Consider the following 26,625-nt stretch of genomic DNA (forward strand, 5'->3'; position numbering starts at 1 on the left):
CGGAGGCCTTGGATGAGAACTCTTTGGCAACACTGCAACGTCGCCAGCATGGCCCAGGGCACTTACTCGATCATCGAGGATGCGGCCATCGTGACGTCAGGGGCGCACATCGAGTGGATCGGCCGGCGCCAGCAGGCGCCGGTCGCCGATGACCACCAGGTCCAGGACCTGGCAGGCGCCTGGGTGACTCCGGGCCTGATCGATTGCCACACCCATACGGTGTTCGGCGGCAACCGCAGTGGCGAGTTCGAGCAGCGCCTGCAGGGCGTGAGCTATGCCGAGATCGCCGCGGCCGGTGGCGGTATCGCCAGCACCGTGCGGGCGACCCGCGCGGCCACTGAAGAGGAATTGTTCGTCAGCGCCCGCAAGCGTCTGCTGAGCCTGCTGCGGGACGGTGTCACCAGCGTCGAAATCAAGTCCGGCTACGGCCTGGACCTGGCCAGCGAGCGCAAGATGCTGCGGGTGATCCGCCGTCTTGGCGAGGAGTTGCCGGTCAGTGTGCGCAGCACCTGCCTGGCGGCTCACGCTCTGCCGCCGGAATATGCCGAGCGCAGCGACGACTACATCGAGCATATCTGCAGCGAGATGCTCCCGGCCCTGGCGGCCGAAGGGCTGGTGGATGCGGTGGATGCCTTCTGTGAGTACCTGGCGTTCTCCCCGGAGCAGGTGGAGCGGGTATTCATTGCTGCGCAGAAGCTCGGCCTACCGGTGAAACTGCATGCCGAACAATTGTCGTCCCTGCATGGCTCGAGCCTGGCAGCGCGCTACCGGGCGCTGTCTGCCGATCACCTGGAGTTCATGACCGAGGACGATGCCATGGCCATGGCGGCTTCGGGAACCGTGGCGGTGCTGTTGCCGGGGGCTTTCTATTTCCTCCGGGAAACCCAGTTGCCGCCGATGGAAGCCCTGCGCAAGCACGGGGTGAAGATTGCCGTGGCCAGCGACCTCAATCCCGGGACTTCGCCGGCGTTGTCGCTGCGCCTGATGCTGAACATGGCCTGCACCTGTTTGCGGTTGACGCCGGAAGAGGCGTTGGCCGGGGTCACCCTGCACGCGGCCCAGGCCCTGGGCATGGAGCAGACCCATGGTTCACTGGAGGTGGGTAAGGTGGCGGACTTTGTCGCCTGGCAGATCGATCGTCCCGCCGACCTGGCCTACTGGCTGGGCGGCGACCTGGAAAAACGCGTCGTGCGACACGGCGTTGAAGTGACTGTTTAGGAGACAGGTTGTGGATAAGGTTCTGACATTCAAACAAGGCCGGGTGCCCCTGCTGATCAGCATGCCCCACGCCGGTACGCGCTTGACCCCGGCAGTGATGGCCGGGCTGGTTCCACAGGCGCAAAGCCTGCCGGACACCGACTGGCATATTCCGCGGCTGTATCAGTTCGCCGAGGAGCTGGGAGCCAGCACCCTGGCGGCCGAATACTCGCGTTTCGTCATCGACCTGAACCGGCCGTCCGATGACAAGCCGCTGTACGTCGGTGCTACCACCGGGCTGTATCCGGCGACGCTGTTCGATGGCGAGCCGTTGTTCGTTGAAGGGCAGGCGCCGTCCAAAGAAGAGCGGCAACAGTACCTGGAGCAGGTCTGGGGGCCCTATCACCGCACCCTGCAGGAGGAGCTGGCGCGGCTCAAGGCCGAGTTCGGCTATGCCTTGCTGTTCGATGCCCACTCCATTCGTTCGCTGATCCCTCATCTGTTCGAGGGCAAACTGCCGGACTTCAACCTCGGCACCTTCAACGGCGCCAGTTGCGATCCGCAACTGGCCGGCCGCCTGGAGAGCATCTGCGCCGCCCACGGCGATTACACCCATGTGCTCAATGGTCGTTTCAAGGGCGGTCATATCACCCGGCATTACGGCAACCCGGCCGAGCACATTCATGCGGTGCAACTGGAACTGGCGCAGAGCGCCTATATGGAGGAGTTCGAGCCATTCCGCTATCGCGAGGACCTGGCGGCCCCGACCCAGGTGGTGCTCAAGGCATTGCTGCAGGGGCTGCTGGCCTGGGGGCAGGAGCGTTACCGCTGACATTGCTTGCCCCTGCAAGCTGGCTCCTATCGCGGATGCACGCCTTTATGTAGGGGCGAGCTTGCTCGCCAAGCGCCCTGAGCAACTCGTTGCAATCCCTTGAACAACCCTGTTTTCTTCAAGGACATGCTGATTGCGTAATTCGGGTTTATGATGCCGAACGGCAGCATAAATGAAGTCCCCAGCAGGGATGAACCCGACCTCCACGGAGCGCGTAATGCAGACTTTGTACCCGCAGATCAAACCCTATGCCCGGCACGATCTGGCCGTCGACAAGCCCCATGTGCTGTATGTCGACGAAAGTGGTTCACCGGAAGGTTTGCCGGTGGTGTTCATTCACGGTGGCCCGGGGGCGGGCTGTGATGGGGCGAGTCGCTGCTATTTCGACCCGAACCTGTACCGCATCGTCACCTTCGACCAGCGCGGTTGCGGGCGTTCCACCCCCCACGCGAGCCTGGAGAACAACACCACCTGGGACCTGGTGGCGGACCTGGAGCGGATTCGCCAGCACCTGGGCATCGACAAATGGGTGCTGTTCGGTGGCTCCTGGGGTTCGACCCTGGCCCTGGCCTATGCCCAGGCCCACCCGGATCGGGTGCTGGGCCTGATCGTGCGGGGCGTCTTCCTGGCCCGTCCCCAGGAAATCCAGTGGTACTACCAGTGTGGCGCCAGCCGCCTGTTTCCGGATTACTGGCAGGACTACGTGGCACCGATTCCCCTGGAGGAGCGTCATGACCTGGTCAGCGCCTTCCACAAGCGCCTGACCGGCAATGACCAGATCGCCCAGATGCATGCCGCCAAGGCCTGGTCGGGTTGGGAAGGGCGCACCGCGACCCTGCGTCCGAACCCGCTGGTGGTGGATCGCTTCTCCGAGCCACAGCGGGCGCTGTCGATTGCCCGGATCGAATGCCATTACTTCATCAACAACGCGTTCCTCGAACCGGACCAGTTGATCCGCGACATGGGCAAGATTGCCCATCTGCCCGGAGTCATCATCCACGGTCGCTACGACGTGATCTGCCCCCTGGACAACGCCTGGGAGCTGCATCAGGCCTGGCCCAACAGCGAGCTGCAGGTGATACGCGACGCCGGTCACGCCGCCTCGGAACCGGGCATTACCGACGCTCTGGTACGCGCCACTGATCAGATGGCGCGCCGCCTGCTTGACCTGCCGCCCGAAGAAGCATGAAGGGCCTGTTGCAGCGCGTGCGCGGCGCGCGGGTGGAAGTGGCCGGGGAAATAGTCGGTGCGGTGGACCAGGGTTTGCTGGTGCTGGTGGCGGTAGAGCCCGAGGACACTCGGGCCAGCGCCGACAAACTCCTGCACAAGCTGCTTAACTATCGGGTGTTCAGCGATGCTGAGGGCAAGATGAACCTGTCCCTGGCGGATGTGCAGGGCGGGCTGCTGCTGGTGTCGCAGTTCACCTTGGCGGCAGACACCAAGAGCGGGTTGCGCCCAAGCTTTTCCACGGCTGCACCACCGGCCCTTGGCGAAGAGCTTTTTGATTACCTGATAGCGAAGGCGCAACAGTTGCATGGCAAAGTGGCATCAGGGCGTTTTGGCGCGGACATGCAGGTGCATCTGGTCAACGATGGCCCGGTAACCTTCCTGTTACAGACCTGAAAACGCCTGAAACAGCTTTTTCCGCCGATTTGAGCCGGAAACTGCTGTTTTTCACGATAAATACTTTGTTACCCCTGATGCGTTGTAACGCGGGCTACTAGATAATCGCGCGCTACGGGGATCAGCGTTCGTTGGTCCATTTTGACTTTAGTAGAGACTTGTCCACGGCCGTTTGGGGAATCATTTAGCCCCATCGGAGTCGGAACAATGCTCGCCAACCTGGCATATAGATAGCTGGCCGTTGGTTCTTTGATCTGTTTTCGGCGAGGGTTGCTCGTGATTGTTAGTCCCTGTAATGCACCAAACTTGTTTGCCAAACGGTTACGAAACGCACTGGTGACGGGCTCTGCGCTGGTCTGCCTGTTCGGCGCCGGTCAACTCATGGCATTCAACCTGGATGATGTGTCGGCCAAGGCCAAAGACTTGGCCGGGCAGAAGTATGAGGCCCCGCGCAGTAACCTGCCGAACGAGTTCCGTGAGATGAAGTTCGCGGACTACCAGAAAATCCGCTTCCTCAGCGAAAAAGCCGAATGGGCCAATCAGAAGACCCCGTTCAAGCTGTCGTTCTATCACCAGGGCATGCACTTCGACACGCCGGTGAAGATCAACGAGATCAGCGCCAACACTGTTTCCGAGATCAAGTACGACCCGAGTCGCTTCGATTTCGGCGACGTCAAGTTTGATCCCAAGGCCACCGAAAAGCTCGGCTATGCCGGTTTCCGTGTGCTGTACCCGATCAACAAGGCTGACAAGCAAGACGAAATCATGACCATGCTGGGCGCGAGCTACTTCCGCGTCATTGGCAAAGGCCACACTTATGGCCTGTCCGCTCGTGGTCTGGCGATCGACACCGCCCTGCCGTCCGGCGAAGAGTTTCCGCGTTTCAGCGAGTTCTGGATCCAACAGCCCAAGCCAACCGACAAGCACCTGGTGATCTACGCCCTGCTGGACTCGCCACGGGCCACTGGTGCCTACCGCCTGACCCTGCGTCCGGGCGCCGACACCGTCGTCGACGTCAAGGCTCGGGTGTTCCTGCGTGACAAGGTGGGCAAGCTGGGCCTGGCCCCGCTGACCAGCATGTACCTGTTCGGCGCCAACCAGCCGTCGAAAGTCCTCAACTACCGCCGCGAGCTGCACGATTCCAGTGGCCTGTCGATCCATGCCGGCAACGGCGAGTGGATCTGGCGTCCTCTGAACAACCCGAAACACTTGGCCGTGAGCAACTTCTCGGTAGAGAACCCGCGTGGTTTCGGCCTGCTGCAGCGTGGTCGCGACTTCAGCCACTATGAAGACCTCGACGACCGCTACGACAAGCGCCCAAGCGCCTGGATCGAGCCCAAGGGCGACTGGGGCAAAGGCACCGTCGACCTGGTAGAGATCCCGACTGCGGACGAAACCAACGACAACATCGTGGCCTTCTGGAGCCCGGAAAAGCAGCCTGAACCGGGCCAGCCGCTGGACTTCGCCTACCGTATGCACTGGACCATCGACGAAGCCGCCCTGCATTCGCCTGACAGCGCCTGGGTGCAGCAGACCCTGCGCTCCACCGGTGACGTCAAGCAATCCAACCTGATTCGTCAACCCGATGGCAGCGTTGCCTACCTGGTGGACTTCCAGGGCCCATCCCTGGCGGCATTGCCGGAAAACGCCGAAGTGCGCAGCCAGGTCAGTGTTGGCGACAACGCCGAACTTGTGGAAAACAGCGTTCGCTACAACCCGGAAACCAAAGGCTGGCGCCTGACTCTGCGGATGAAGATCAAGGATGCGAGCAAGGCCACCGAGATGCGGGCCGCGCTGGTGCGCAACATCCCGGTAGCCGAGCCGGCCAAGGCCTCGACGCCAAACTCCAACTCCTCCGTTGCCAAGGCCGACAAGATCGCCGCCAAGCAACAGGAGAAGAAGGAGAAGGAAGCCGCTGCGGCAGCGGCCAAGCAGGCTGACGCCAAGCCGGCCAAAGACGCCAAGAACGCCAAGGACCACAAAGACGCCAAGCAGCCTGCTGCCGAGGCGGCCCCAGCCACACCGGAACCGGTTAAAACTGAACAAGTCCTGACCGAGACCTGGAGCTATCAGTTGCCTGCCGATGAGTAACTCTCAACTACAGCCAGAGACTCTTGCCGAGTACCTGGCGCACTTGCCGATGTCGGATGCGCAGCGCGCGGAGCTCGCGGGCTGCCAGTCCTTCAGCGAACTGCACCAACGTCTGTCGTCAACGACCTTCGACGCTCCAACCGATGCCGCCCAGGTATCGGTGGGCCAGCGTCTGTCCCTGAGCACCGCCGCGGAACTCGAAGAAGCGGAGATGCTTGCGGTCGACGCCGAAGGTCGGGTCTGCCTCAAGGCCACGCCGCCGATCCGCCGCACCAAGGTGGTACCGGAGCCGTGGCGCACCAATATCCTGGTGCGAGCCTGGCGGCGCCTGACCGGGCGCACCAACCCGCCGGCGCCGAAGAAGGATGAGCGTGTGCTGCCGGCTGCCCGCTGGCGCACCGTGGGTTCGATCCGCCGCTACATCCTGCTGGTGCTGATGCTCGGCCAGACCATCGTCGCCGGCTGGTACATGAAAGGCATCATGCCGTATCAGGGCTGGTCCTTCGTCGACCTGGAAGAGGTGATGCACCAGCCGCTGATGCAGACCGCGCAGCAAGTGCTGCCCTATGCTCTGCAGACCAGCATCCTGATCCTCTTCGGCATCCTGTTCTGCTGGGTGTCGGCGGGTTTCTGGACTGCGTTGATGGGCTTCCTGGAGCTGTTGACCGGTCACGACAAGTACCGCATTTCCGGGGCCAGCGCCGGCAACGAGCCGATTCCCAAGGACGCGCGTACCGCACTGGTGATGCCGATCTGCAACGAAGACGTGCCGCGGGTGTTTGCCGGCCTGCGCGCCACCTTCGAGTCGGTGGCGGCTACTGGCGATCTGGATCGCTTCGACTTCTTCGTCTTGAGCGACAGCAACGACAGTGATATCTGCGTCGCCGAGCAGCAGGCCTGGCTGGATGTCTGCCGGGAAGCCAAGGGCTTCGGCAAGATCTTCTATCGCCGCCGCCGTCGTCGCGTGAAGCGCAAGAGCGGCAACCTCGACGACTTCTGCCGTCGCTGGGGCGGCGACTACAAGTACATGGTGGTGCTCGACGCCGACAGCGTGATGAGCGGCGAATGCCTGACCAGCCTGGTGCGCCTGATGGAAGCCACGCCGGATGCGGGGATCATCCAGACCGCGCCACGGGCCTCGGGCATGGACACGCTGTATGCGCGCATGCAGCAGTTCGCCACCCGGGTCTATGGTCCGCTGTTCACCGCCGGCCTGCACTTCTGGCAGTTGGGCGAGTCGCACTACTGGGGCCACAACGCGATCATCCGCATGAAGCCGTTCATCGAGCACTGCGCCCTGGCGCCATTGCCCGGTAAAGGTGCCTTCGCCGGTGCGATCCTGTCCCACGACTTCGTCGAAGCCGCGCTGATGCGCCGCGCCGGCTGGGGCGTGTGGATTGCCTACGATCTGCCTGGCAGTTACGAAGAGCTGCCGCCGAACCTGCTGGACGAACTCAAGCGTGACCGTCGCTGGTGCCACGGCAACCTGATGAACTTCCGCCTGTTCCTGGTCAAGGGCATGCACCCGGTGCACCGCGCGGTGTTCCTCACCGGGGTGATGTCCTACCTGTCGGCGCCGTTGTGGTTCTTCTTCCTGGTGCTGTCCACGGCTCTGCTGGCGGTCAATACCCTGATGGAGCCGCAGTACTTCCTTGAACCGCGGCAGCTGTATCCGCTGTGGCCGCAGTGGCATCCGGACAAAGCCATCGCGCTGTTCTCCACGACTATCGTGCTGCTGTTCTTGCCCAAGCTGTTGAGCATCATCCTGATCTGGGCCAAGGGTGCGAAAGAGTTCGGCGGCAAGTTCAAGGTGACCCTGTCGATGCTTCTGGAGATGCTGTTCTCCATGCTGCTGGCGCCGGTGCGGATGATTTTCCACACCCGTTTCGTCCTGGCCGCGTTCCTCGGTTGGGCCGCGACCTGGAACTCGCCACAACGTGACGACGACTCCACGCCATGGAGCGAAGCCGTGCGCCGCCACGGTCCGCAGACCCTGCTGGGCTTCTGCTGGGCCTTGCTGGTGATCTGGCTGAACCCCAGCTTCCTCTGGTGGCTGGTGCCGATTGTCGGTTCGCTGATGCTGTCGATCCCGGTGTCGGTGATCTCCAGTCGTGTCGGTCTGGGCCTGAAGTCCCGTGACGAGAGCCTGTTCCTGATTCCCGAGGAATACGCTCCGCCCCAGGCGCTGCTGGCCACTGACCAGTACACCCACGAGAACCGCTGGCATGCGCTCAACGACGGCTTTATCCGCGCCGTTGTCGACCCGCAGCAGAACGCTCTGGCCTGTGCCCTGGCCACCTCCCGCCACACCCAGGCCGAGCCGATCGAGTGGCTGCGCCAGGAGCGGGTGCGCCATGCCCTGAAAGTCGGCCCGGCGGCCTTGAACAACAGCGAGCGCCTGGCGCTGTTGAGCGATCCGGTGGCTCTGGGACGCTTGCACCAGCAAGTCTGGAGCGAGGGCCACAGCGATTGGCTGGATGCCTGGCGCCAGTCGGTGGATGCTGATCCCCATGCGCCGCTGCTGCCGTTGCAGCCGCTGATGGCGGCGCCGCAACCGGCCTGAAGCCAACGCCCTTGAGCCTCCACTCAAGGGCGTTTTGCTTGGCGTGGCCAATAGCCCCGTATCCCCCCTTTGTAACAACAAAAATCCTTGTGCAAACGGCCGAGTGCGTTAGCATCGCTCCCGCAAATTTCTGTGCGTGATCGACAATGGCTTGATATCCGAAGATTTTCATTCCAGGCCCGCCGCGTGCAGACACCACAATAAAATGGCTTCAGGGGACTTGAGATGAAGAAGTATCTTTCGCTGCTGCTGGCAGGCGCCGCCGCCATGCTGGCGGTCACTACCGCCCAGGCTGGCGCCATCGATGACGCGGTCAAGCGCGGTACGCTGAAGGTCGGCATGGACCCGACCTACATGCCGTTCGAGATGACCAACAAGCGTGGCGAAATCATCGGCTTCGAAGTCGACCTGCTCAAGGCCATGGCCAAGTCCATGGGAGTCAAGCTGGAGTTGGTTTCCACTGGCTACGACGGCATTATCCCGGCCCTGCTCACCGACAAGTTCGACATGATCGGCAGCGGCATGACCCTGACCCAGGAACGCAACCTGCGCCTGAACTTCAGCGAACCCTTCATCGTGGTCGGCCAGACCCTGCTGATCCGCAAGGACCTGGAAGGCACCATCAAGTCCTACAAGGACCTGAACAGCGCCGACTACCGCATCACCTCCAAGCTGGGCACCACTGGGGAGATGGTCGCCAAGAAGCTGATCGCCAAGGCCAAGTACCACGGCTACGACAACGAGCAGGAAGCGGTGCTGGATGTGGTCAACGGCAAGGCCGACGCCTTTATCTACGACGCCCCGTACAACGTGGTGGCGGTGAACAAGGTGGGCAACGGCAAGCTGACGTTCCTCGACAAGCCGTTCACCTACGAGCCTCTGGCCTTTGGCCTGAAGAAGGGTGACTACGACAGCATCAACTTCATCAACAACTTCCTGCACCAGATCCGCGAAGACGGCACCTACGATCGCATCCATGACAAGTGGTTCAAGAGCACCGAGTGGCTCAAGGACATGGAGTAACGCTGCTTGGGCGGTGCGGGTCGTTTCAGTGACCGCGCACCGTTCTCCTTCGCCGGCCAGCCGGCTCCTACGGGGGCATGTGTAGGCGCCGGCTGGCCGGCGAAAGCGTCTGATTTCGCAATACCCACTCCGGAACCTGCACAGCAATGAAACAGAAAAAAGCCCAATGGCCCTGGCACGTATTGACCGTGCTGGTGCTGATCGGCCTGGCCGGCGCCCTCTACTACGCCACCTCGCTGATGTCCTACGAATGGCGCTGGAACCGTGTCCCCCAATACTTCGTTTACCAGGCCGAAGAATCCCAGCGGGCGGCGGAGATCTCCACCGTCGCTGAGGTTGTGCGCCAGGGCGGCAAGGCTCAAGTCACCCTGCGCGGTGACTCGGGTGCCGAGCAGCATCTGAGTGTCGATGAAGGCAGCCTGCAGGTGGCTAGCGGCGATGACGTGGCCGAAGGCGACGTGATTGGCGTGACCCGGCATTGGGCGGCGGGCCCCCTGTTGTGGGGCTTGTGGACCACCTTGTGGCTGTCGGTGGTGTCTGGCGTATTGGGCCTGCTCATCGGCCTTGGCACCGGCCTGTGCCGGCTGTCCAGCAACCCGACCCTGCGCGACCTGTCGACGATTTATGTCGAGCTGGTGCGGGGTACGCCGCTGCTGGTGCAGATCTTCATTTTCTATTTCTTCATCGGCACGGTGCTCAACCTGTCCCGAGAGTTCGCCGGGATCGCTGCGCTGTCGCTGTTTACCGGGGCTTATGTGGCGGAAATCGTCCGTGCCGGGGTGCAGTCCATCACCCGCGGGCAGAACGAAGCGGCCCGCTCCCTGGGGCTCAGCGCCGGCCAGTCGATGCGTCACGTGGTACTGCCTCAGGCGTTCAAGCGAGTGCTGCCGCCCCTGGCCGGGCAGTTCATCAGTCTGGTCAAGGACACTTCGCTGGTGTCGGTGATTGCCATTACCGAGCTGCTCAAGAGCGGCCGGGAAGTCATTACCACCTCGTTCTCGCCGTTCGAGATCCTGTTCTGTGTGGCGGGCCTGTATTTGTTGATCAACCTGCCGCTGTCGAAGATGGCCAGTCGGCTTGAGCGGAGGCTCGCGCAAAGTGATTGAAGTCCGCGATCTGGTAAAAGTCTTCGACACCCGCGGCCAGGTGGTGCGTGCGGTGGATAACGTCACCACCCAGGTGGCCAAGGGCGAAGTGCTGGTGGTGATCGGTCCGTCGGGTTCCGGCAAGTCGACCTTCCTGCGTTGCCTCAATGGCCTGGAAGAGTTCGACTCGGGTTCGGTGAGCATCGACGGCCTGCAACTGGCCGATCCCAAGACCGATGTGAACGCCTATCGCCGGGAAGTCGGCATGGTGTTCCAGCATTTCAACCTGTTCCCCCACATGACCGTGCTGGAAAACCTCTGCCTGGCGCAGAAGGTGGTGCGCAAGCGGGGCAAGCAGGAGCGCGAGGCCAAGGCCCTGGCGTTGCTGGAGAAAGTCGGTATCGCACAGAAGGCCCACGAGTTTCCTTCGCGGCTTTCCGGCGGCCAGCAGCAGCGGGTGGCGATTGCCCGGGCCCTGGCGATGGAGCCCAAGGTCATGCTGTTCGATGAGCCGACCTCGGCCCTGGACCCGGAAATGGTCGGCGAGGTGCTGGATGTGATGAAGACCCTGGCCCTGGAAGGCATGACCATGGTTTGCGTCACTCACGAGATGGGTTTTGCCCGGGAAGTGGCGGATCGGGTGCTGTTTTTCGATCACGGCAAGCTGCTGGAAGATGCGGCGCCGGAGGTGTTCTTCGCTGCGCCGAAAGACCCTCGGGCCCAGGCTTTCCTGCGTCAGGTGTTGTGAGGCTTTCGCCGGCAAACCGGTTCCTACATCCCCTGTAGGAGCCGGCTTGCCGGCGAAGCGGTTCAGACCCTGAAACGCCCCACCAGGCTTTGCAGGTGAATCCCCAACCGCGCCAGCTCGGCGCTGGAGGCCGCGGTTTCTTCGCTGGCCGATGAAGTCTGTTCAGACACATCACGCACATTCAACACGCTGCGGTTGATCTCTTCCGCTACCGCGCTCTGCTGCTCGGCTGCCGCGGCGATCTGCTGGTTCATCGCCTGGATGGCCGACACGGTGCGGGTGATGTTCTCCAGCGACCCCCCGGCCCGGCGGGTCAGTTCAACGCTGCTGTCGGTGAGACTGCGGCTGGTGTCCAGGGTGCTGGCCACTTGCTGGGTGCCGCTTTGCAGGCCGACGATCAGCTCGGCAATCTCTTCGGTGGATTGCTGGGTGCGCTGGGCAAGACTGCGTACTTCGTCGGCAACCACGGCGAAACCACGTCCGGCTTCACCGGCCCGGGCCGCTTCGATGGCGGCGTTGAGGGCCAGCAGGTTGGTCTGCTGGGCCACCGACTTGATGACATCCAGTACGCTGCCGATCTTGTCACTTTCCTGCTTGAGGTGGCCCATGGCTTCGGTGGAGTGGCCTACCTCGCTGGCCAGGCGCTCGATCTGGGCGATGGCCTCGTTCACCACGCGATCACCCTCGCGGGCCTGCTGATCGGCGGCTACAGCGGCCTCTGAGGCCTCTTCGGCATTGCGCGCGACTTCCTGCACCGTGGCGGCCATTTCGTTCATGGCCGTGGCCACCTGATCGGTTTCCACCTTCTGGCTGTTGACCCCGGCGCTGGTCTGCTCGGTGACGGCCGATAACTGTTCGGCGGCGCTGGCGATCTGGGTCACGCCGTCGCTGATGCCTCCGATCAGTTCCCGCAAGCCGAGGGTCATGCGTTGCATGGCTTTCTGCAGTTGGCCAAGTTCATCGTGGCGATCCACTGCCAGGTTCTGGCTGAGATCGCCGGCCGCCACACGTTCGGCGGCCTTGAGGGTCTGTTGCAGCGGCTGGATGATCTGTCGAGTGATGGCCCACGAGGCAATCAGGCCAAACACCAACGCCAGTACCGTGGCAATCAGCAGGGTGCTCTTGGCCTGGTTGGCATCGCTGTCACGCTTGGCGGTCTGTACGCTGGTCAGTTGGTTGCTCAGTGTCATCAGCCGGTCGCCCTGGGCAGCCATGCGCAGGAGGGCCGCGGCACTGGCCTCTTCGGCGTCGCTGAAGTTGCTGACGGCCGCTCGGTAGGCTTTAAGCGAGTCACTGGCCTGCTGCAGGTTGGCAATGTGCTGCTCCGGCAGGCGGGTCGGCAGGCTGGTGAGGTTGTTCAGCGCGTTATCGATGGCATCCAGAGCCGGCTGTTTGGCTGCCGGCTTGGCGCTATAGGTGTAGCCACGCACCTGGAAGCGTGCCTGCTGGATCAGTTTGGAGAGGTCGATGACGCTGTTGAACTGAGCCACGCTGTCGCCTTGCAGCAGCGACTTCTCGACCTCGGTCACACGGGCCACGGCATTGTCGGCACTGGCGCCGAGCTGGGCCCGGGCGGCCTCGCGGCTGGTAGTGGCGCGGGTCATGTCGGCAAAGGCTTTCTGGTACTCGGCCACGGCGCTCAGTTGCTGATCCAGCATGGCAATGCTTTCGGGTTGCTGCAGTTGCTCACGGGCGGCCCGCAGACCTTCGTCGAGTTGTTTGAGTATGTCGTTGACGGCGGCCGGGCCTTGGTCGCCATGGTGCATCTCGTAGTTGAGACGGGCGATGCGCAGGTCTTTGGTCATGCCATAGAGTGTGGAGATGTTGCCCAGTTTGTCGCCACGGTCGATCACTCGGCCCAGGCCAGTCCAGCCAGTGGCGGTGATCAACAGGGTCAGAAGCAGTACCAGGCCGAAGCCGATACCGAGTTTGCGGCTGACGCTTACATTTCCCAGGTTCCTGGCTAGCCAACGGTACATGCTGCGAACTCCCTTTTAGCAAGATGGGCTTAACCATAGGCTATCGGCGGGAGCGGTGGATTCTGTAGGTAGATGGCTAGTTGATATTGCGGGTGAAAGCTCCGGCTGGCACGGAGCCTTTGCTCAAAACAGGCGTGAGAGGAGGGCTGTGACGGCGGTTTCGACCCGCAGGATGCGTTCACCCAGTTGCACCGGTTGCAGGCCGGCCTTGGCCAACAGATCGATCTCGTAGGGGATCCAGCCACCTTCGGGGCCGATGGCCAGGGTGACCGGTTCATCCAGGCCGCGGGGGCAGGGCGGGTACTGGCCGGGGTGACCCACCAGGCCCAGGGTGCCTGCGCTGAGGGCCGGCAGGCGATCCTCGACGAAAGGCTTGAAGCGTTTTTCGATGACCACTTCAGGTAGCACGCTGTCGCGAGCCTGCTCCAGGCCGAGAATCAGCTGTTCACGAATGGCACCGGGTTCCAGGAACGGGGTTTGCCAGAAGCTCTTTTCCACCCGGTAGCTGTTGACCAGCACCAGCCGTGGCACGCCCATGGCGGCGACGGTCTGCAGCACTCGACGAAGCATCTTCGGGCGTGGCAGGGCCAGCACCATGGTCAGCGGCAGCTTGGCCGGGGGGGGCTGGTCCAGGGTGATTTGCAGCTCGGCTTCGGTGGCTTCCAGGCGCAGCACCCGGGCTGAACCCATCAGCCCGCCGATACGCCCGACCCGCAGGCTGTCGCCTACCGCTACCCGATGCACTTCCTGCATATGGGTCAGGCGCCGGTCGCGCAGCACCACCAGGTCGGCCGCGATGAAGTCGGCCTCTTCCAGAAGCAGCAGGTTCACGCTTGGGTCGCTGGCGGCTGGTCGTTGTGATCGTCAGCCGGGGCATCGTCCGGGTGGTCGCCGCGTTTGCTGATCAGCCCGCCAAACAGCACGCCGATTTCGAACAGCAGCCACATGGGCACGGCCAGCAGGGTCTGGGAGAAGATATCCGGCGGGGTGAGAATCATGCCCACCACAAAGCAGCCAATGATCACGTAAGGCCGGATCTTCCTCAGGTAGGCCACGTTGACCACGCCGATCCACACCAGCAGCACCACCGCCACCGGGATTTCGAAAGCCACGCCGAAGGCGAAGAACAGGGTCATGACGAAATCGAGGTAGCTGGTGATGTCGGTCATCATCTCCACGCCGGCCGGAGTGGCGGCAGCGAAGAACTTGAAGATCAGCGGAAACACCAGGAAGTAGGCGAAGGCCATGCCGATGTAGAACAGCAGGATGCTCGACACCAACAGCGGTACGGCGATGCGCTTCTCATGCTTGTACAGCCCGGGGGCGATAAAGCCCCAGATCTGATGCAGGATCACCGGGATCGCCAGGAACAGCGAGACCATCATGGTCAGTTTCAGCGGGGTGAGAAACGGCGAGGCGACGTCGGTGGCGATCATCGTCGCACCCACCGGCAGGTACTGGCGCAGTGGCGTGGAGACGATGGTGTAGATCTGCTGGGTGAAGGCGAACAACCCGGCGAAGATGATGAAGATCGCCGCTACGCAGCGCAGCAGGCGGGTACGCAGCTCGGTGAGGTGCGACACCAGCGGCATGTGTTGGTCGTTCTCTGGGATATCGCTCATGGGGCTCGCGGCGGCAAAGTGGGGTCGTGGGGGGCTGTGGTGGCGGGTGTCGCCACCGGGGCCACAGGCTCGGCAATCGGAGTCGTTGGCAGCGGCGCCTCGGTCACAGGGGCCGTTTCAGCTACCGGCGTGGAGCTTGGCGAGTGAATCGTCTGCTCGGCAATCGGTTCGACCGGAGTCGGTTGCTGCTGGGTCGGGGCGAGGATCTTCCGCGCTTCCTGCTCCAGGGACAGAATGTGCTCGTTGTGCAGTTGCCGGCGGATTTCGTCGGCCCCGATTTCACGTTCAACTTCCTGTTTTATCGCGTTGAAGCTGCGCTTCAGGCGCCCGACCCACAGGCCGGCGGTACGCGCCGCGCCAGGCAGGCGCTCGGGGCCGAGCACCAGCAGGGCCACCAGGCCCACCAGCAGCAGTTCAGAGAAGCTGATACCAAACATTAGTCAGTGCTCACGAGTCTTTGCGGGTCGGCTCTTCGACTTTTTGTGCCTGCACATCGATGGTGTGCGGCTGGTTCAGCGGAGCGCTTTGTTGTGGCTGAACCGGTGGCACGGGCTGTGCCGCTGGCGGTACTACGGGCTCGGCGGGCTTTTCGTCGTCGTTCATGGCCTTGCGAAAGCCCTTGATCGATTCGCCGACGTCGGTGCCCAGGTTCTTGAGCTTCTTGGTGCCAAATACCAGTACCACGACCACCAGGATGACGACCCAGTGTTTCCAGTCAAAAATGCCCATGCTGCGTTTCCTCTTAGAAAGTTGTTCAGGCGGACGGGCGCGAGGCTTTCTCGGCGTGTCCAGACAGACCGAAGCGGCGATCCAGTTCATCGAGCACGGCCTGGGGGTGCTGACCCAACTGTGCCAGCATGACCAGGGTATGGAACCACAGGTCTGCGGTTTCATAGATCACATCGCTGCAGTCACCGCTGATGGCGGCGTCCTTGGCGGCGATGATGGTTTCCACCGATTCTTCACCGACTTTTTCCAGAATCTTGTTCAGCCCCTTGTGATACAGGCTGGCCACATAGGAGCTGTCGGCTGCGGCGTCTTTACGCTCTTCCAGCACTTGGGCCAGACGGGTGAGGGTATCGCTCATGTCAGTGTCCTGCAGAATAAATCGCGTGCGGGTCCTTGAGGACCGGTTCGACGGTTTTCCACTCGCCGTCTTCGTAGACGCGGTAGAAACAGCTGTGGCGGCCGGTGTGACAGGCAATGTCGCCGATCTGCTCGACCATCAGGATGATCACGTCAGCGTCGCAGTCCAGGCGCATTTCATGCAGCTTCTGCACGTGCCCGGACTCTTCGCCCTTGCGCCATAGCTTGCCACGGGAACGTGACCAATAGATGGCGTGGTTCTCGGCAGCGGTCAGGCTCAGGGCCTCGCGGTTCATCCAGGCCATCATCAGCACGCGCCCGGTCTTGTGATCCTGGGCGATGGCCGGCACCAGGCCGTCCGCATCCCACTTGATCTGGTCCAGCCAATCTTTCATTTTCGACTCCGACAACCGGGCTCAACCCGCTGGTGACGCCTCGGCGATTTCGACAGTTTGCCAGCAGGTCGCGCCACTGGCTATCGGCGAACGATCAGATACAAACCCACCGCAATCATGATGCCGGCAGGCCAGTGGCCCAGTTCCTGCAGCGGACCGCCGGCGGCCAGAACGGCGCCGCCACCCAGATGGGCGGTGCCCAGCAGGCGCAGGAACCAGTCGTCCTTGCGCTTGTGCCAGGGCGCCGGAGGGTTGGCGGCGTGGGGCTGCGACATGCGCTCCAGCAGGTCGCGGGTCATGTTGGCCAGGTGGGGGAGCTGTTCGATCTGGTTGTGGATATTGCCGAACACGGCTTTCGGGCTGACCCGTTCGCGCATCCAGCGTTCGAGGAAAGGTTGCGCGGTGTTCCACAGGTCCAGGTCCGGGTACAGCTGGCGGCCCAGGCCTTCAATGTTGAGCAGGGTTTTCTGCAGCAGCACGAGCTGCGGCTGCACTTCCATGTTGAAGCGCCGGGCGGTCTGGAACAGGCGCATCAGTACCTGGCCAAAGGAAATGTCCTTCAACGGCTTTTCGAAGATCGGCTCGCACACGGTGCGAATCGCCGCCTCGAATTCGTTGAGCTTGGTTTCCGCCGGAACCCAGCCGGAATCAATGTGCAACTGGGCCACGCGGCGGTAGTCGCGCTTGAAGAAGGCGAACAGGTTGCGCGCCAGGTAGTCCTGGTCTTCCGGGGTCAGGCTGCCGACGATGCCGCAGTCGATGGCGATGTACTGCGGGCTCCAGGGCTGCACGGTGCTGACGAAGATGTTGCCCGGGTGCATGTCGGCGTGGAAGAAACTGTCGCGGAACACCTGGGTGAAGAAGATCTCCACACCGCGCTCGGCGAGCATCTTCATGTCGGTGCGCTGGTCGGCCAGGGTTGCCAGATCGGTCACCTGAATGCCGTAGATGCGCTCCATCACCAGCACTTTCGGCCGGCACCAGTCCCAGTAGACCTGGGGCACATACAGCAGCGGCGAGCCTTCGAAGTTGCGCTTGAGCTGGCTGGCATTGGCCGCCTCGCGCAGCAGGTCGAGCTCGTCGTAGATGGTTTTCTCGTAGTCGCTGACCACGTCCACCGGGTGCAGCAGGCGCGCGTCGGCCGAAAGCTTTTCCGCGGCGCGGGCGAGAATGAATAGCCACGCCAGGTCTTGGGCGATGATTGGCTTGAGCCCGGGGCGGATCACCTTGACCACCACTTCTTCACCGGTCTTGAGCTTGGCGGCGTGGACCTGGGCCACCGAGGCCGAGGCCAGCGGCTCGATATCGAAGCGGCTGAACACGTCGCTGATCTTCTTGCCCAGTTGCTCTTCGATCAGGGCCACGGATTTCTGCGAATCGAACGGAGGCACCCGGTCCTGCAGCAGCATCAGTTCGTCGGCGATGTCTTCCGGCAGCAGGTCGCGGCGGGTGGAGAGGATCTGCCCGAACTTGATGAAGATCGGCCCCAGGTCCTGCAGCGCCAGGCGCAGCCGGGCACCGCGGCTCAGTTCCAGCGGCTTGCGCGGGAACCAGCGCCAGGGCAGGGCGAAGCGCAGGGCCAGGAGAAACCAGGGCAGGGGCAGGGCAAACAGCAGGTCATCGAGGCGGTAACGGATCACGACGCGCTGGATGCGCAACAGACGGCGGACGGCAAGCAGCTTCATGCGTTATCGCTTGGGTCAAGGGAGCGGGAAAGGCGCTCGAAGCGCGCCTCAAGACGTTCCAGGTCGAGTTTGGCCTGATCCAGCTCACGAAAGCGCGCTTCGGCTTCGCGCTGACCCACCAGGGTGCGCGATTCTTCGGCGAGGAATTCGGCGAGGTTCTGATTCAGGCTGGCAAATCCTTGCTGATACCAGCGGGCGCGGCTGCGCACATGGCCACTGAACAGTTGGGTGGCCACGGGGCCCAGCCACCGGGACAGTTCGTATTCCCAGTCCAGCTCCAGGTCCTGGAGGATGGCCGCCAGGTCCAGCAGCACGCCGCTGTCGCCTTCCAGCTCTACTTCGGGGCTGTGCAGGATCGCGGTCTTGTCCTTGCTCAGTGCCAGGCGCATCAGGCTTGAAGCCGGTGCGCGGAGGGTGCAGTCAGGGTCCGCAGCCCACTGGGAGGCCAGCATCAGGCCTTCGTCGCTGGGCAGGATGAACAGCTGCAATGCCGGGTTGCGGCAATCCACTGCGATCACCTTGCCATTGAGGTGCTGCAGGCGCGGCAGGGCCGTACTGTCCAGACGCAACACCCGATTGATGCCGGTCTCGACGCTGGCGAGCAGGCCGCTGAGCAACATCAGGGCTTGATGCCGCGGTGCAGGGCGACGATGCCTGCGGTCATGTTGTGATAGGTCACGCGGTCGAAACCGGCCTCGACCATCATCGACTTCAGGGTTTCCTGGTTGGGGTGCATGCGGATCGATTCGGCCAGGTAGCGATAGCTCTCCGAGTCGTTGGTGATCAGCTTGCCGGCCAGGGGCATGAAGGCGAACGAATAGGCGTCGTAGACCTTGGACATCAGCGCGTTGGTCGGCTTGGAGAACTCCAGCACCAACAGCCGGCCGCCGGGCTTGAGCACTCGCAGCATGGAGCGCAGGGCGTCTTCTTTATGGGTGACGTTGCGCAGGCCGAAGGCGATGGTCACGCAGTCGAAATGGTTGTCCGGGAAGGGCAGTTTTTCCGCATCGGCCTGGACGAATTCGACGTTGCCGGCCACACCCAGGTCCAGCAGGCGGTCGCGACCGACCTTGAGCATGGACTCGTTGATGTCGGCCAATACCACTTGGCCAGTAGGGCCTACCAGGTGGGAGAAGCGCTTGGTCAGGTCGCCAGTGCCGCCCGCGATGTCCAGTACGCGATTGCCGGCGCGTACGCCCGACAGCTCGATGGTGAAGCGTTTCCACAAACGGTGCATGCCGCCGGACAGTACGTCATTCATCAGGTCGTACTTGGCCGCTACCGAGTGGAACACTTCTGCGACTTTTTCCGCCTTCTGGCTTTCAGGAACGTTCTTGAAGCCGAAGTGCGTGGTGGGTTCGGCATCGCTGCCTTTGCGCTGATCAGTCATATCGCTGTCACCAAAAGAGAATGCGCGACATTCTAATGCCGGTGGCGGTCTTTGTCTTGGCAAGGCTGAATGTAAGATAGCGATCCGCCGGGACGTTTTGACGCACTCAGGGTCAAGATGCTTCAGGCAAGTCCCGAAACAGCAGGAGTCCTTCAATGGCCCGTATTAGTGTTGAACGTGCCCATGGCCTGGGTAAGCAGGTGGCCCGTGAAAAGGCTGACAAACTGGCGCAGAAACTCGCCGATCAGTATGGCCTGGAGCCGCAATGGGCAGGGGATACCCTGAATCTCAAGCGCTCAGGCGTCAAAGGCGCGGTGCATGTGGGCGAAGAATCGATCCGTATCGATGTGGAACTGGGGCTGTTGATGTCCGCCATGAGCGGCACCATCAAGTCGGAAATCGAAAAGGCCCTGGACAAGGCCCTGACCTGAGTCCACCCGCAGGAGCCGGCTTGTCGGCGCATCGCAGGCACTGCAACGGTGCCAGGCAAAGCGCCTCGCCGGCCAGCAGGCTCCTACATGATTTGATGACATTCGTTAGGGTGCCGATTCTAATTTTTCTCTTTAGGTTGTGCCTCAGGTCCTCTTTCCGAGGGCAGTTCCTCAAACCTTCTGCGCGTGAGGTGCACCATGGCCAAAGTAATTCTGAAGAAAAAAGTTGATGTTCAATCAACTGCTCTGAGCGAAGTCAAATCCTATGCCCGCAAGATCTGGCTGGCAGGCCTGGGTGCCTACGCCAAAGTTGGCCAGGAAGGCAGCGACTACTTCCAGGAGTTGATCAAGGCTGGTCAATCCGTTGAAAAGAAAGGCAAAAAAGTTGTCACTGAACAACTTGAAGCTGCCAACAGTCAGATTGATAGCGTTAAAGGGGATGTCAGCACTCTTAAAGGCAAAGTCGAAGTGCAACTGGATAAAGTCGAGAAGGCTTTTGACACGCGCGTCGCCAGTGCCTTGAATCGTATCGGCATTCCGTCTAAACATGACGTTGAGACACTCTCTGCTAAGCTCGATGAGCTGACGGCGTTGCTCGAACGTGTCGCGCGTAAACATTAAGGAGAACGGGATGGCTGGTAAAAAGAATACTGAAAAAGAAGGCAGCTCGTGGATCGGGAAAGTCGAAGAGTACTCCCGTAAAATTTGGCTTGCTGGTTTAGGCGTGTACTCGAAAATCGACTCTGACGGCAGCAAGCTTTTCGAGACACTGGTCAAGGACGGTGAGAAAGCCGAGAAACTGACCAAGAGCGTAGTTGGCAAGAAAGTGGATGCTGCCAAAGACTCCGCAAGTTCCGCCAAGTCGCGCATCAGCGACGTCAAGGACCGCGCCCTGGGCAAGTGGGATGAACTGGAAGGCGCTTTCGACAAGCGTTTGAACAGTGCCATCTCGCGTCTGGGCGTACCGAGCCGCAATGAGGTCAAGGCGCTGCACGACAAGGTCGATACCCTGACCAAGCAGATCGAGAAACTCACAGGTGCCAAGGTCGCGCCGGTTGCGGCCAAAACCGCTGCCGCCAAACCTGCTGCCAAACCACTGGCCAAGCCTGCCGCCAAACCGGCAGTCAAGGCCGCCGCAAAACCTGCCGCCAAGCCAGCAGCGAAAACAGCGGCCGCCAAACCGGCAACCAAACCCGCCGCCAAGCCCGTTGCCGCCAAGCCAGCGGCCAAACCCGCTGCCAAGCCAGCGGTGAAAGCCGCCGCCAAACCCGCTGCGAAGCCGGCCGTGGCGAAAAAGCCTGTAGCCAAGAAGCCTGTAGCAGCCAAGCCCGCTGCAGCAGCCAAGCCTGCAACTGCGGCACCAGTGGCCTCGGCCAACTCGGCGAATTCCGCCGCAGCACCTGCCCCGGCTGTAACTCCGACTGCAGCGCCAACTCCAGTGACGCCAAGCAGCCAGTCCTGATTACATCAGGCACACAAAAAACGCCCGGCCTGCGAAGGTCGGGCGTTTTTTATTGGGGAGCCATCGGCTACCCCTGTTCATCCAGGTAACGCAGGGCCATCTGTTCCGTGGCCAGTTTTGCCGGTGGCAGCAGGTGCGGCGCCACCAGCATCATGATCTGGTAGACCACCAGGCGTACTTCGCCTTCGCGATCGAGAATCCGTTGGTAATCCAGTGAGAACAGCAAGGTCATGGTGATCTGTTCCACCAGCTGGCCCAGGGCTTGGGTGCCGCTGACCAGTTGGCCTAGGGCCTTGAGCCGAGCCAGCAGGGAAGCCAGGGTGCGCTTGAGGGCGTTGAGCAGATTGCGAATGCCTTTGGCCAGTTTCGGCAGGCGTCCCGCAAGGTTGGAGAGGTCCTGGAACAGAAAGCGGTAGTGGGCCAGGCGCTCGACAATCAAGTGTAGGAACAACCAATAGTCTTCCGGCGCCAGTTGGGCATCGGACGGAGGGTCCAGCAGCGGTGTCAGCTCGTTCTGGAAACGCTCGAACAGGCCGAGCACCAGAGGTTCCTTGCCATGGAAGTGGTAGTAGAGGTTGCCGGGGCTGATCCCCATTTCATTGGCCACCTCCATGGTGGAGACATTGGGCTCGCCCTTCTGGTTGAACAGTTGCAGGGCACATTCGAGTATCCGGTCGCGGGTCTTCATCCTGACTTCTTGTCGGTCCATTGAGGGGTACGACTCCAGCGGCGGAGTCGTGGTGCAAAGTGTCTTCAGCGCACGCGCACGTAGGTGCCTGGAGCAGCCTCCATCGGTGGGTAGTTCTGGTTGCCCAGGGTGGTCAGGGTTTCCCGCTGCGCTCCGGAGTGTTCCTGAACCCAGGTCAACCATTGGCTCCACCAACTACCGTCGACGTGTTTGGCGTCGTAGTACCAGGCTCGGGGGTCGCTGCTGAGCTTGTGGTTCTCCACGTAGTTGGCCTTGGGGTTGCTTGGTGGGTTGAGGATGCTCTGCACGTGCCCGCTGTTGGACAGTACAAAACGTTTCTCGCCTCCCAGCAGCAGGGTCGAGCGGTACACCGCGTCCCAGGGCGTGATGTGGTCGTTGATCCCGGCCACGCTGAAGCTGTCCACCGTGACCTTCTGCAAGTCGATCGGTGTGCCGCAGACTTCCAGTCCACCCTCGTGGCTCAGCGGGTTGTGCTTGAAGAAGTCCAGCAGATCGCCGTGCAAGGCGGCGGGCAAGCGGGTGCTGTCGTTGTTCCAGTACAGGATGTCGAAGACCGGCGGCTCCTTGCCCAGCAGGTAGTTGTTGACCCAGTAGTTCCAGATCAGGTCGTTGGGGCGCATCCAGGCAAACACCTTGGCCATGTCGCGGCCGTCCAGCACCCCTTGCTGGTAGGAGCGACGCTTGGCTGCCTCCAGGGTTTTCTCATCGGCAAACAAGGTGGCCGGGCTGTCCAGCTGGCTGTCCAGCAGACTCACCAGGTAGGTGGCGCTGGCGACCCGGCGCAGTTGCCGCTTGGCCTGCAGGTGGCCTTGCAGGGCGGCGATGGTCAGGCCGCCGGCGCAGGCGCCCACCAGATTGACTTCCCGACTGCCGGTAATGGCGCGAGCGACATTCAGTGCCTCTTCGGCCGCTTCCACATAGCTCGACAGGCCCCATTCGCGATGGCGCACGTCCGGGTTACGCCAGCTGATCATGAACACCTGCAGGCCGTTCTTCAGCGCGTACTGAACGAAGCTGTTGGCCGGGCTGAGGTCGAAAATGTAGTACTTGTTGATCTGTGGCGGCACGATCAGCACTGGCTTGGCGTACTGTTTTTCGCTCATGGGGCTGTACTGGATCAGTTCCAGCAATTCATTGCGAAACACCACCGAACCCGGGGTTACGGCCAGGTTCCGGCCGACTTCGAAGGCGTGTTTGGTCACCTGGCTGGGCAATCCGTTGTTGTGCAGCAGGTCATCCACCAGGTTGCTGATGCCGCGCACCACGCTGTTGCCACCGGTGTTGAAAATCTCCTTGAGGGCCAGCGGGTTGAGCAGGGTGTTGGAGGGCGCCACGGCGTCATTGAGCAGGGAAAAGGCAAAGTGTGCCCGGGCCCGGTCGTCCTCGCTCATTGTGCTCTCGTCGATCCAGTTCCGGACTTGCTTCTGCCAGCTCAGGTAAGCCTGCAGACCCCGTTTGTAAAAAGGGTTGAGGGTCCAGGCCGGGTCGGCGAAACGGTTGTCCTTGGGGTTGGGTTTGTGCAGGGTTTCCCCCAGCAGCACGCGTCCCAGCTGGCCGCCCAGCGCTAAGGTATGACGGGCGCTGTGCAACGGATTACGTAGACTGTGGGCCGCGAGGCTGCGCAACGTGGAAAGCAGATCCCGGCCGCGCAGACCGGTGATCGCATTCTGTGCGTTGATATAGGCTGCGGGGGAGGGCAGCGAGCCCTGCGCAGGTTTGTCTTGCATGAGTCAACACTCCTTCGTCAAACCACTAACAAGCAGACCAATCCAAGACAGACAACATAGTCGGTCCTGGCCCTTCTTGCGCGCGACGATCCTGTCGACAGGTATCTTTTACTTCACGGGACGCAAAGGCTGGGGATGCGGATGCATCACTGCCCTTTGTCGTTCCTCCTGGAGGAACTTCATGATGATGGGGGCAACGGCCTCGGCCCGGGTGATCAGGAACAGGTGGCCGTCATCGATGATGTGCAGCTGGGCGTTGGGAATTCGCCAGGCCAGCATACGCATGTTGACCAAGGGGATCAGCGGATCGTCATCACCGGCCAGCACCAGGGTTGGCTGGCGGATCTTGTGCAGCCAGTGAATGCTGGTCCAGCCCAGGCCGGCGAACAGCTGCCAGTAATAGCCCAGCTTGCCGGCCGAGCGCACCTTGGCCGCGTGTTCAGCGGCCAGGTTCGGGTCGCGGCGGAAGGCGCCGCCGTAGATCAGCGGGGCGATGCGCATTACGTGGGAGGGCTGCACGTAGCGCCGCGGGCTGGCCATCATCCACAGCACTTTGGGCTTGCCGGGGACCATGAAAGCGCCGGCGGCGGTGGCTGCCAGCACCAGCTTCTTGCAGCGCTCCGGGTAGTCGTAGGCGAATTGCTGGGCCAGGGCCCCGCCCCATGAAACGCCCACCGCGTTGACCTGGCCATAGTCCAGGTAATCGAGCATGCGTGCGGTCAGCTTGGCCAGGCCCGGGAAACGATAAGGCCGGCTTGGGGTCGAGGAGCCGCCAACCCCCGGGACGTCGAAGGCAATGACCTCCAGGTCCGGGTCCAGGGCTTGGACGAAGGGGAACACCAGCTCCAGGTTGGCGCCGATACCGTTGAAGATCAGCAGCGGCGTCAAGTGAGGCTTGCCGGGGCGTACCGCAGTGCGGATGGTCTGGCCGTCCAGATCAACGGTACGGAAGATGAAAGAGTGTGGCATGCCGTAGCCCTGTGAATTGAACCATTGGAGGCGCCTTCCCGGGCGTCCTCCGGATTTCCTGAGGCCAGGCCTCGTACCAAGAATAGGGCTTGGCGGCACCTCCTGGCGCCGCGTCGTTTACTTCCTGGGCTCAACGTTCGTGGACGTAGGTCCCCGGTGCAGCCTCGGCGGCTGGGTATTTCTTGTTGCCCAGAACACTGGGTGCCGCTTTCAGTTCGCCTGAGCGCTCGGCTTGCCAGGCTTGCCAGTGCAGCCACCAGGAGTCGGTGTGCTTGACCGAGTTTTCCTGCCACTGATCGGGACAGGCAGGGATATCGCTGCTGGTCATGTAACGCGCTTTCGGGTTGCCTGGCGGATTGAGGATGCTCTGGATATGACCGCTGCTGGACAGCACGAACTCCACATTGCCGCCGAACAGTTGTGCCGACTTGTAGCAGGACTTCCACGGGGTGATGTGATCGTTGGTGCCGGCCAGGGAGAAAATATCGGCCGTGACCTGCTTCAGGTCGATCGGCGTCCCGCACACTTCCAGTGCATTGGGGCGGATCAGCGGATTGTTCTTGAACATCTCGATCAGGTCGCCGTGGAACGCGGCAGGCAGGCGGGTGGTGTCGTTGTTCCAGAACAGGATGTCGAACACCGGCGGCTCATTGCCCAGCAGGTAGTTGTTGACCCAGTAGTTCCAGATCAGATCGTTGGGGCGCATCCAGGCGAACACCTTGGCCATGTCCCGGCCTTCGAGGACGCCGGCCTGATAGGAGTGGCGCTTGGCCGCTTCCAGAGTCTGCTCGTCGACGAACAGGGCTACCTGGGTATCCAGGGTGGTGTCGAGCACGCTGACCAGCAGGGTCAGGGCATTGACCTTCTTCTCCCCCAGCGCTGCATAGTGGCCCAGCAAGGCCGTGCAGGTGATGCCGCCGGAGCAGGCACCGAGCATGTTCACGTCTTTGCTGCCGGTGATCGCGGTCACCACGTCGACGGCCTCTTTCAGGGCCTCGATATAGGTGGACAGGCCCCATTCCCGCTGCGCCTTGGTGGGGTTGCGCCAGCTGACGATGAAGGTCTGCACATTGTTACGCAGACAGAACCGCGCCAGGCTCTTGTCCGGGCTGAGGTCGAAGACATAGAACTTGTTGATCTGCGGCGGCACCACCAGCAGTGGGCGTTCATGCACCTGCTCGGTGATCGGCCGGTACTGGATCAGTTCCAGGACATCGTTGCGAAACACCACAGCCCCTTCGCTGGTGCCCAGGTTCTTGCCGACTTCGAAGGCGTCCATATTCACCTGGCTGGGCATGCCGCCGTTGTGCACCAGGTCCTTGGCCAGGTGGGACAGGCCATCGAGCAGGCTCTTGCCGCCGGTTTCGAAGAAGCGTTTGACTGCGGCAGGGTTGGCCGCGCTGTTGGTCGGGGCCATGGCCTCGGTCATCAAGTTGATCACGAAGTGGCCGCGGCTGATGTCCTGTTCCGACAGGCTGCTGTCGCCGATCCAGTCATGGAGCTCTTTGCGCCATGCCAGATAGGTTTGCAGGTAGCGTTTGTACAGCGGGTTCTGGCTCCAGGCCGGATCGTTGAAGCGACGGTCGTCGCTCTCCGGTTGCAGCGTCGACTTGCCGAACATCACGTTCTTCAGTTCGAGGCCGAAATGCGCAACGTGCTTGACGCTGTGGATGGGTTGTTTGATGGCCTGGGCAAGCACCATTCGAGCAGAGGTAAGCAGATCCTTTCTACGCAAGCCGATGACCGGATTGAGCCCCAGGGTGTTTTCCGAGGCTTGGCGTTTCAGGTCATCGTTATTCTTGTTACTCATCTACGACGCTCCATTGTCCTGAGACGAGTACCGGACCTGCTGTGCAGTCACACAGCACGATGCCAGGTACTACTGCTCGGGTGACCGTTAATTGCGCACCGCTGCCTTACAGGCTCGCAAAACTCTGCAGGGAACTTGCCAGCTCCATTGGTTACCCGAGTTTAATTTTTTTCGCAAGCAGGCCATTCATTGGCCATA

The 26,625-nt window shown here is 61.9% G+C and carries 26 protein-coding genes and 1 pseudogene; 12 read left to right on the forward strand and 15 right to left on the reverse strand.

Translation table 11 applies throughout. The features are described from left to right. The first annotated feature begins 12 nt into the window (after positions 1-12). The 9 genes from hutI to WIN67_RS02080 all read left to right on the forward strand — a co-directional run bounded on the left by hutI (position 13) and on the right by WIN67_RS02080 (position 11,162). Positions 13-1,218, forward strand: a complete 1,206-nt coding sequence (hutI, locus tag WIN67_RS02040; RefSeq protein WP_339070575.1) for an imidazolonepropionase — start codon at positions 13-15, stop codon at positions 1,216-1,218. A 10-nt stretch (positions 1,219-1,228) separates the two neighbouring features. After that, positions 1,229-2,029 (forward strand): N-formylglutamate deformylase, encoded by an 801-nt coding sequence (gene hutG, locus WIN67_RS02045; RefSeq protein ID WP_102882101.1) that lies wholly within the window; start codon positions 1,229-1,231, stop codon positions 2,027-2,029. A gap of 217 nt (positions 2,030-2,246) precedes the next feature. Continuing rightward, positions 2,247-3,218 carry a prolyl aminopeptidase gene (gene pip, locus WIN67_RS02050; protein ID WP_102862772.1) on the forward strand — a complete coding sequence of 324 codons (972 nt, stop codon included), beginning with the start codon at positions 2,247-2,249 and terminating at the stop codon, positions 3,216-3,218. Then, complete coding sequence (gene dtd / locus WIN67_RS02055) at positions 3,215-3,652, forward strand: D-aminoacyl-tRNA deacylase (RefSeq protein ID WP_102862773.1); 438 nt, start codon at positions 3,215-3,217, stop codon at positions 3,650-3,652. Before pip ends, dtd begins: the two co-directional genes overlap by 4 nt. 276 nt (positions 3,653-3,928) lie before the next feature. Continuing rightward, a complete protein-coding gene (locus WIN67_RS02060) occupies positions 3,929-5,743 on the forward strand; it encodes a glucan biosynthesis protein G (RefSeq protein ID WP_102882204.1) in 1,815 nt (604 codons plus the stop codon). Next, positions 5,736-8,306: a glucans biosynthesis glucosyltransferase MdoH gene (gene mdoH, locus WIN67_RS02065; protein ID WP_110651039.1), complete on the forward strand. Its 2,571-nt coding sequence runs from the start codon at positions 5,736-5,738 to the stop codon at positions 8,304-8,306. Before WIN67_RS02060 ends, mdoH begins: the two co-directional genes overlap by 8 nt. A 225-nt stretch (positions 8,307-8,531) precedes the next feature. After that, positions 8,532-9,329, forward strand: coding sequence for a transporter substrate-binding domain-containing protein (locus WIN67_RS02070; RefSeq protein ID WP_102862775.1), 798 nt, complete (start codon positions 8,532-8,534; stop codon positions 9,327-9,329). A 146-nt stretch (positions 9,330-9,475) separates the two neighbouring features. Then, on the forward strand, positions 9,476-10,435 hold the full coding sequence (locus WIN67_RS02075) for an amino acid ABC transporter permease (protein WP_102862776.1): 960 nt from the start codon (positions 9,476-9,478) through the stop codon (positions 10,433-10,435). Continuing rightward, positions 10,428-11,162 (forward strand): amino acid ABC transporter ATP-binding protein, encoded by a 735-nt coding sequence (locus WIN67_RS02080; RefSeq protein ID WP_102862777.1) that lies wholly within the window; start codon positions 10,428-10,430, stop codon positions 11,160-11,162. Before WIN67_RS02075 ends, WIN67_RS02080 begins: the two co-directional genes overlap by 8 nt. A gap of 62 nt (positions 11,163-11,224) precedes the next feature. On the opposite strand, the gene WIN67_RS30990 is transcribed toward WIN67_RS02080, so the two are convergent. The 11 genes and pseudogenes from WIN67_RS30990 to ubiE form a co-directional block, all read right to left on the reverse strand. Further along, on the reverse strand, positions 11,225-12,097 hold the full coding sequence (locus WIN67_RS30990) for a methyl-accepting chemotaxis protein (RefSeq protein ID WP_371826193.1): 873 nt from the start codon (positions 12,095-12,097) through the stop codon (positions 11,225-11,227). Beyond that, a pseudogene (locus WIN67_RS30995) lies at positions 12,083-13,141 on the reverse strand (methyl-accepting chemotaxis protein); the annotation flags it as partial. The pseudogene WIN67_RS30995 and the gene WIN67_RS30990, both read right to left, overlap by 15 nt. Before the next feature lie 123 nt (positions 13,142-13,264). Next, positions 13,265-13,972, reverse strand: a complete 708-nt coding sequence (locus WIN67_RS02090) for a 16S rRNA (uracil(1498)-N(3))-methyltransferase (protein WP_102862779.1) — start codon at positions 13,970-13,972, stop codon at positions 13,265-13,267. Continuing rightward, on the reverse strand, positions 13,969-14,763 hold the full coding sequence (tatC, locus tag WIN67_RS02095) for a twin-arginine translocase subunit TatC (RefSeq protein ID WP_102882096.1): 795 nt from the start codon (positions 14,761-14,763) through the stop codon (positions 13,969-13,971). Before tatC ends, WIN67_RS02090 begins: the two co-directional genes overlap by 4 nt. Then, complete coding sequence (gene tatB, locus WIN67_RS02100) at positions 14,760-15,200, reverse strand: Sec-independent protein translocase protein TatB (protein WP_273923726.1); 441 nt, start codon at positions 15,198-15,200, stop codon at positions 14,760-14,762. Before tatB ends, tatC begins: the two co-directional genes overlap by 4 nt. A 10-nt stretch (positions 15,201-15,210) precedes the next feature. After that, entirely contained in the window at positions 15,211-15,492 is a 282-nt protein-coding gene (locus WIN67_RS02105; RefSeq protein WP_102862782.1) for a twin-arginine translocase TatA/TatE family subunit, read from the reverse strand. 25 nt (positions 15,493-15,517) lie between these two features. Further along, on the reverse strand, positions 15,518-15,850 hold the full coding sequence (locus WIN67_RS02110) for a phosphoribosyl-ATP diphosphatase (protein WP_011058798.1): 333 nt from the start codon (positions 15,848-15,850) through the stop codon (positions 15,518-15,520). 1 nt (position 15,851) lies between these two features. After that, positions 15,852-16,244: a phosphoribosyl-AMP cyclohydrolase gene (gene hisI / locus WIN67_RS02115; RefSeq protein ID WP_339070577.1), complete on the reverse strand. Its 393-nt coding sequence runs from the start codon at positions 16,242-16,244 to the stop codon at positions 15,852-15,854. 80 nt (positions 16,245-16,324) lie between these two features. After that, a complete protein-coding gene (ubiB, locus tag WIN67_RS02120; protein ID WP_102882094.1) occupies positions 16,325-17,929 on the reverse strand; it encodes a ubiquinone biosynthesis regulatory protein kinase UbiB in 1,605 nt (534 codons plus the stop codon). After that, positions 17,926-18,549 carry a ubiquinone biosynthesis accessory factor UbiJ gene (locus tag WIN67_RS02125; RefSeq protein WP_102882093.1) on the reverse strand — a complete coding sequence of 208 codons (624 nt, stop codon included), beginning with the start codon at positions 18,547-18,549 and terminating at the stop codon, positions 17,926-17,928. Before WIN67_RS02125 ends, ubiB begins: the two co-directional genes overlap by 4 nt. Further along, entirely contained in the window at positions 18,549-19,319 is a 771-nt protein-coding gene (gene ubiE / locus WIN67_RS02130; protein ID WP_011058802.1) for a bifunctional demethylmenaquinone methyltransferase/2-methoxy-6-polyprenyl-1,4-benzoquinol methylase UbiE, read from the reverse strand. The genes WIN67_RS02125 and ubiE overlap by 1 nt, the downstream gene beginning before the upstream one ends. Before the next feature lie 155 nt (positions 19,320-19,474). Here ubiE and WIN67_RS02135 point away from each other — a divergent pair, with 155 nt between their 5' ends. The 3 genes from WIN67_RS02135 (at position 19,475) to WIN67_RS02145 (ending at position 21,212) form a co-directional block, all read left to right on the forward strand. After that, the gene (locus WIN67_RS02135) at positions 19,475-19,750 is read left to right on the forward strand and encodes a polyhydroxyalkanoic acid system family protein (protein WP_102862786.1); all 276 of its coding nucleotides are present in this window, start codon (positions 19,475-19,477) and stop codon (positions 19,748-19,750) included. A gap of 198 nt (positions 19,751-19,948) precedes the next feature. Beyond that, on the forward strand, positions 19,949-20,371 hold the full coding sequence (locus WIN67_RS02140) for a phasin family protein (RefSeq protein WP_102862787.1): 423 nt from the start codon (positions 19,949-19,951) through the stop codon (positions 20,369-20,371). A 10-nt stretch (positions 20,372-20,381) separates the two neighbouring features. Further along, entirely contained in the window at positions 20,382-21,212 is an 831-nt protein-coding gene (locus tag WIN67_RS02145) for a phasin family protein (protein ID WP_306398972.1), read from the forward strand. A 67-nt stretch (positions 21,213-21,279) separates the two neighbouring features. Here the strand turns inward: WIN67_RS02145 and WIN67_RS02150 are convergent, their stop codons facing one another. The 4 genes from WIN67_RS02150 to phaC (WIN67_RS02165) form a co-directional block, all read right to left on the reverse strand. After that, positions 21,280-21,900 carry a TetR/AcrR family transcriptional regulator gene (locus tag WIN67_RS02150; protein WP_102862789.1) on the reverse strand — a complete coding sequence of 207 codons (621 nt, stop codon included), beginning with the start codon at positions 21,898-21,900 and terminating at the stop codon, positions 21,280-21,282. A 65-nt stretch (positions 21,901-21,965) separates the two neighbouring features. Beyond that, positions 21,966-23,648, reverse strand: coding sequence for a class II poly(R)-hydroxyalkanoic acid synthase (gene phaC / locus WIN67_RS02155; RefSeq protein WP_306382559.1), 1,683 nt, complete (start codon positions 23,646-23,648; stop codon positions 21,966-21,968). 108 nt (positions 23,649-23,756) lie between these two features. Then, entirely contained in the window at positions 23,757-24,617 is an 861-nt protein-coding gene (phaZ, locus tag WIN67_RS02160; RefSeq protein ID WP_123391519.1) for a poly(3-hydroxyalkanoate) depolymerase, read from the reverse strand. Positions 24,618-24,747: 130 nt separating this feature from the next. Continuing rightward, complete coding sequence (phaC, locus tag WIN67_RS02165) at positions 24,748-26,427, reverse strand: class II poly(R)-hydroxyalkanoic acid synthase (RefSeq protein WP_102862792.1); 1,680 nt, start codon at positions 26,425-26,427, stop codon at positions 24,748-24,750. Between the last annotated feature and the right edge of the window lie 198 nt (positions 26,428-26,625).

This window comes from Pseudomonas idahonensis, assembly GCF_037903935.1.
GTDB lineage: Bacteria > Pseudomonadota > Gammaproteobacteria > Pseudomonadales > Pseudomonadaceae > Aquipseudomonas > Aquipseudomonas danubii.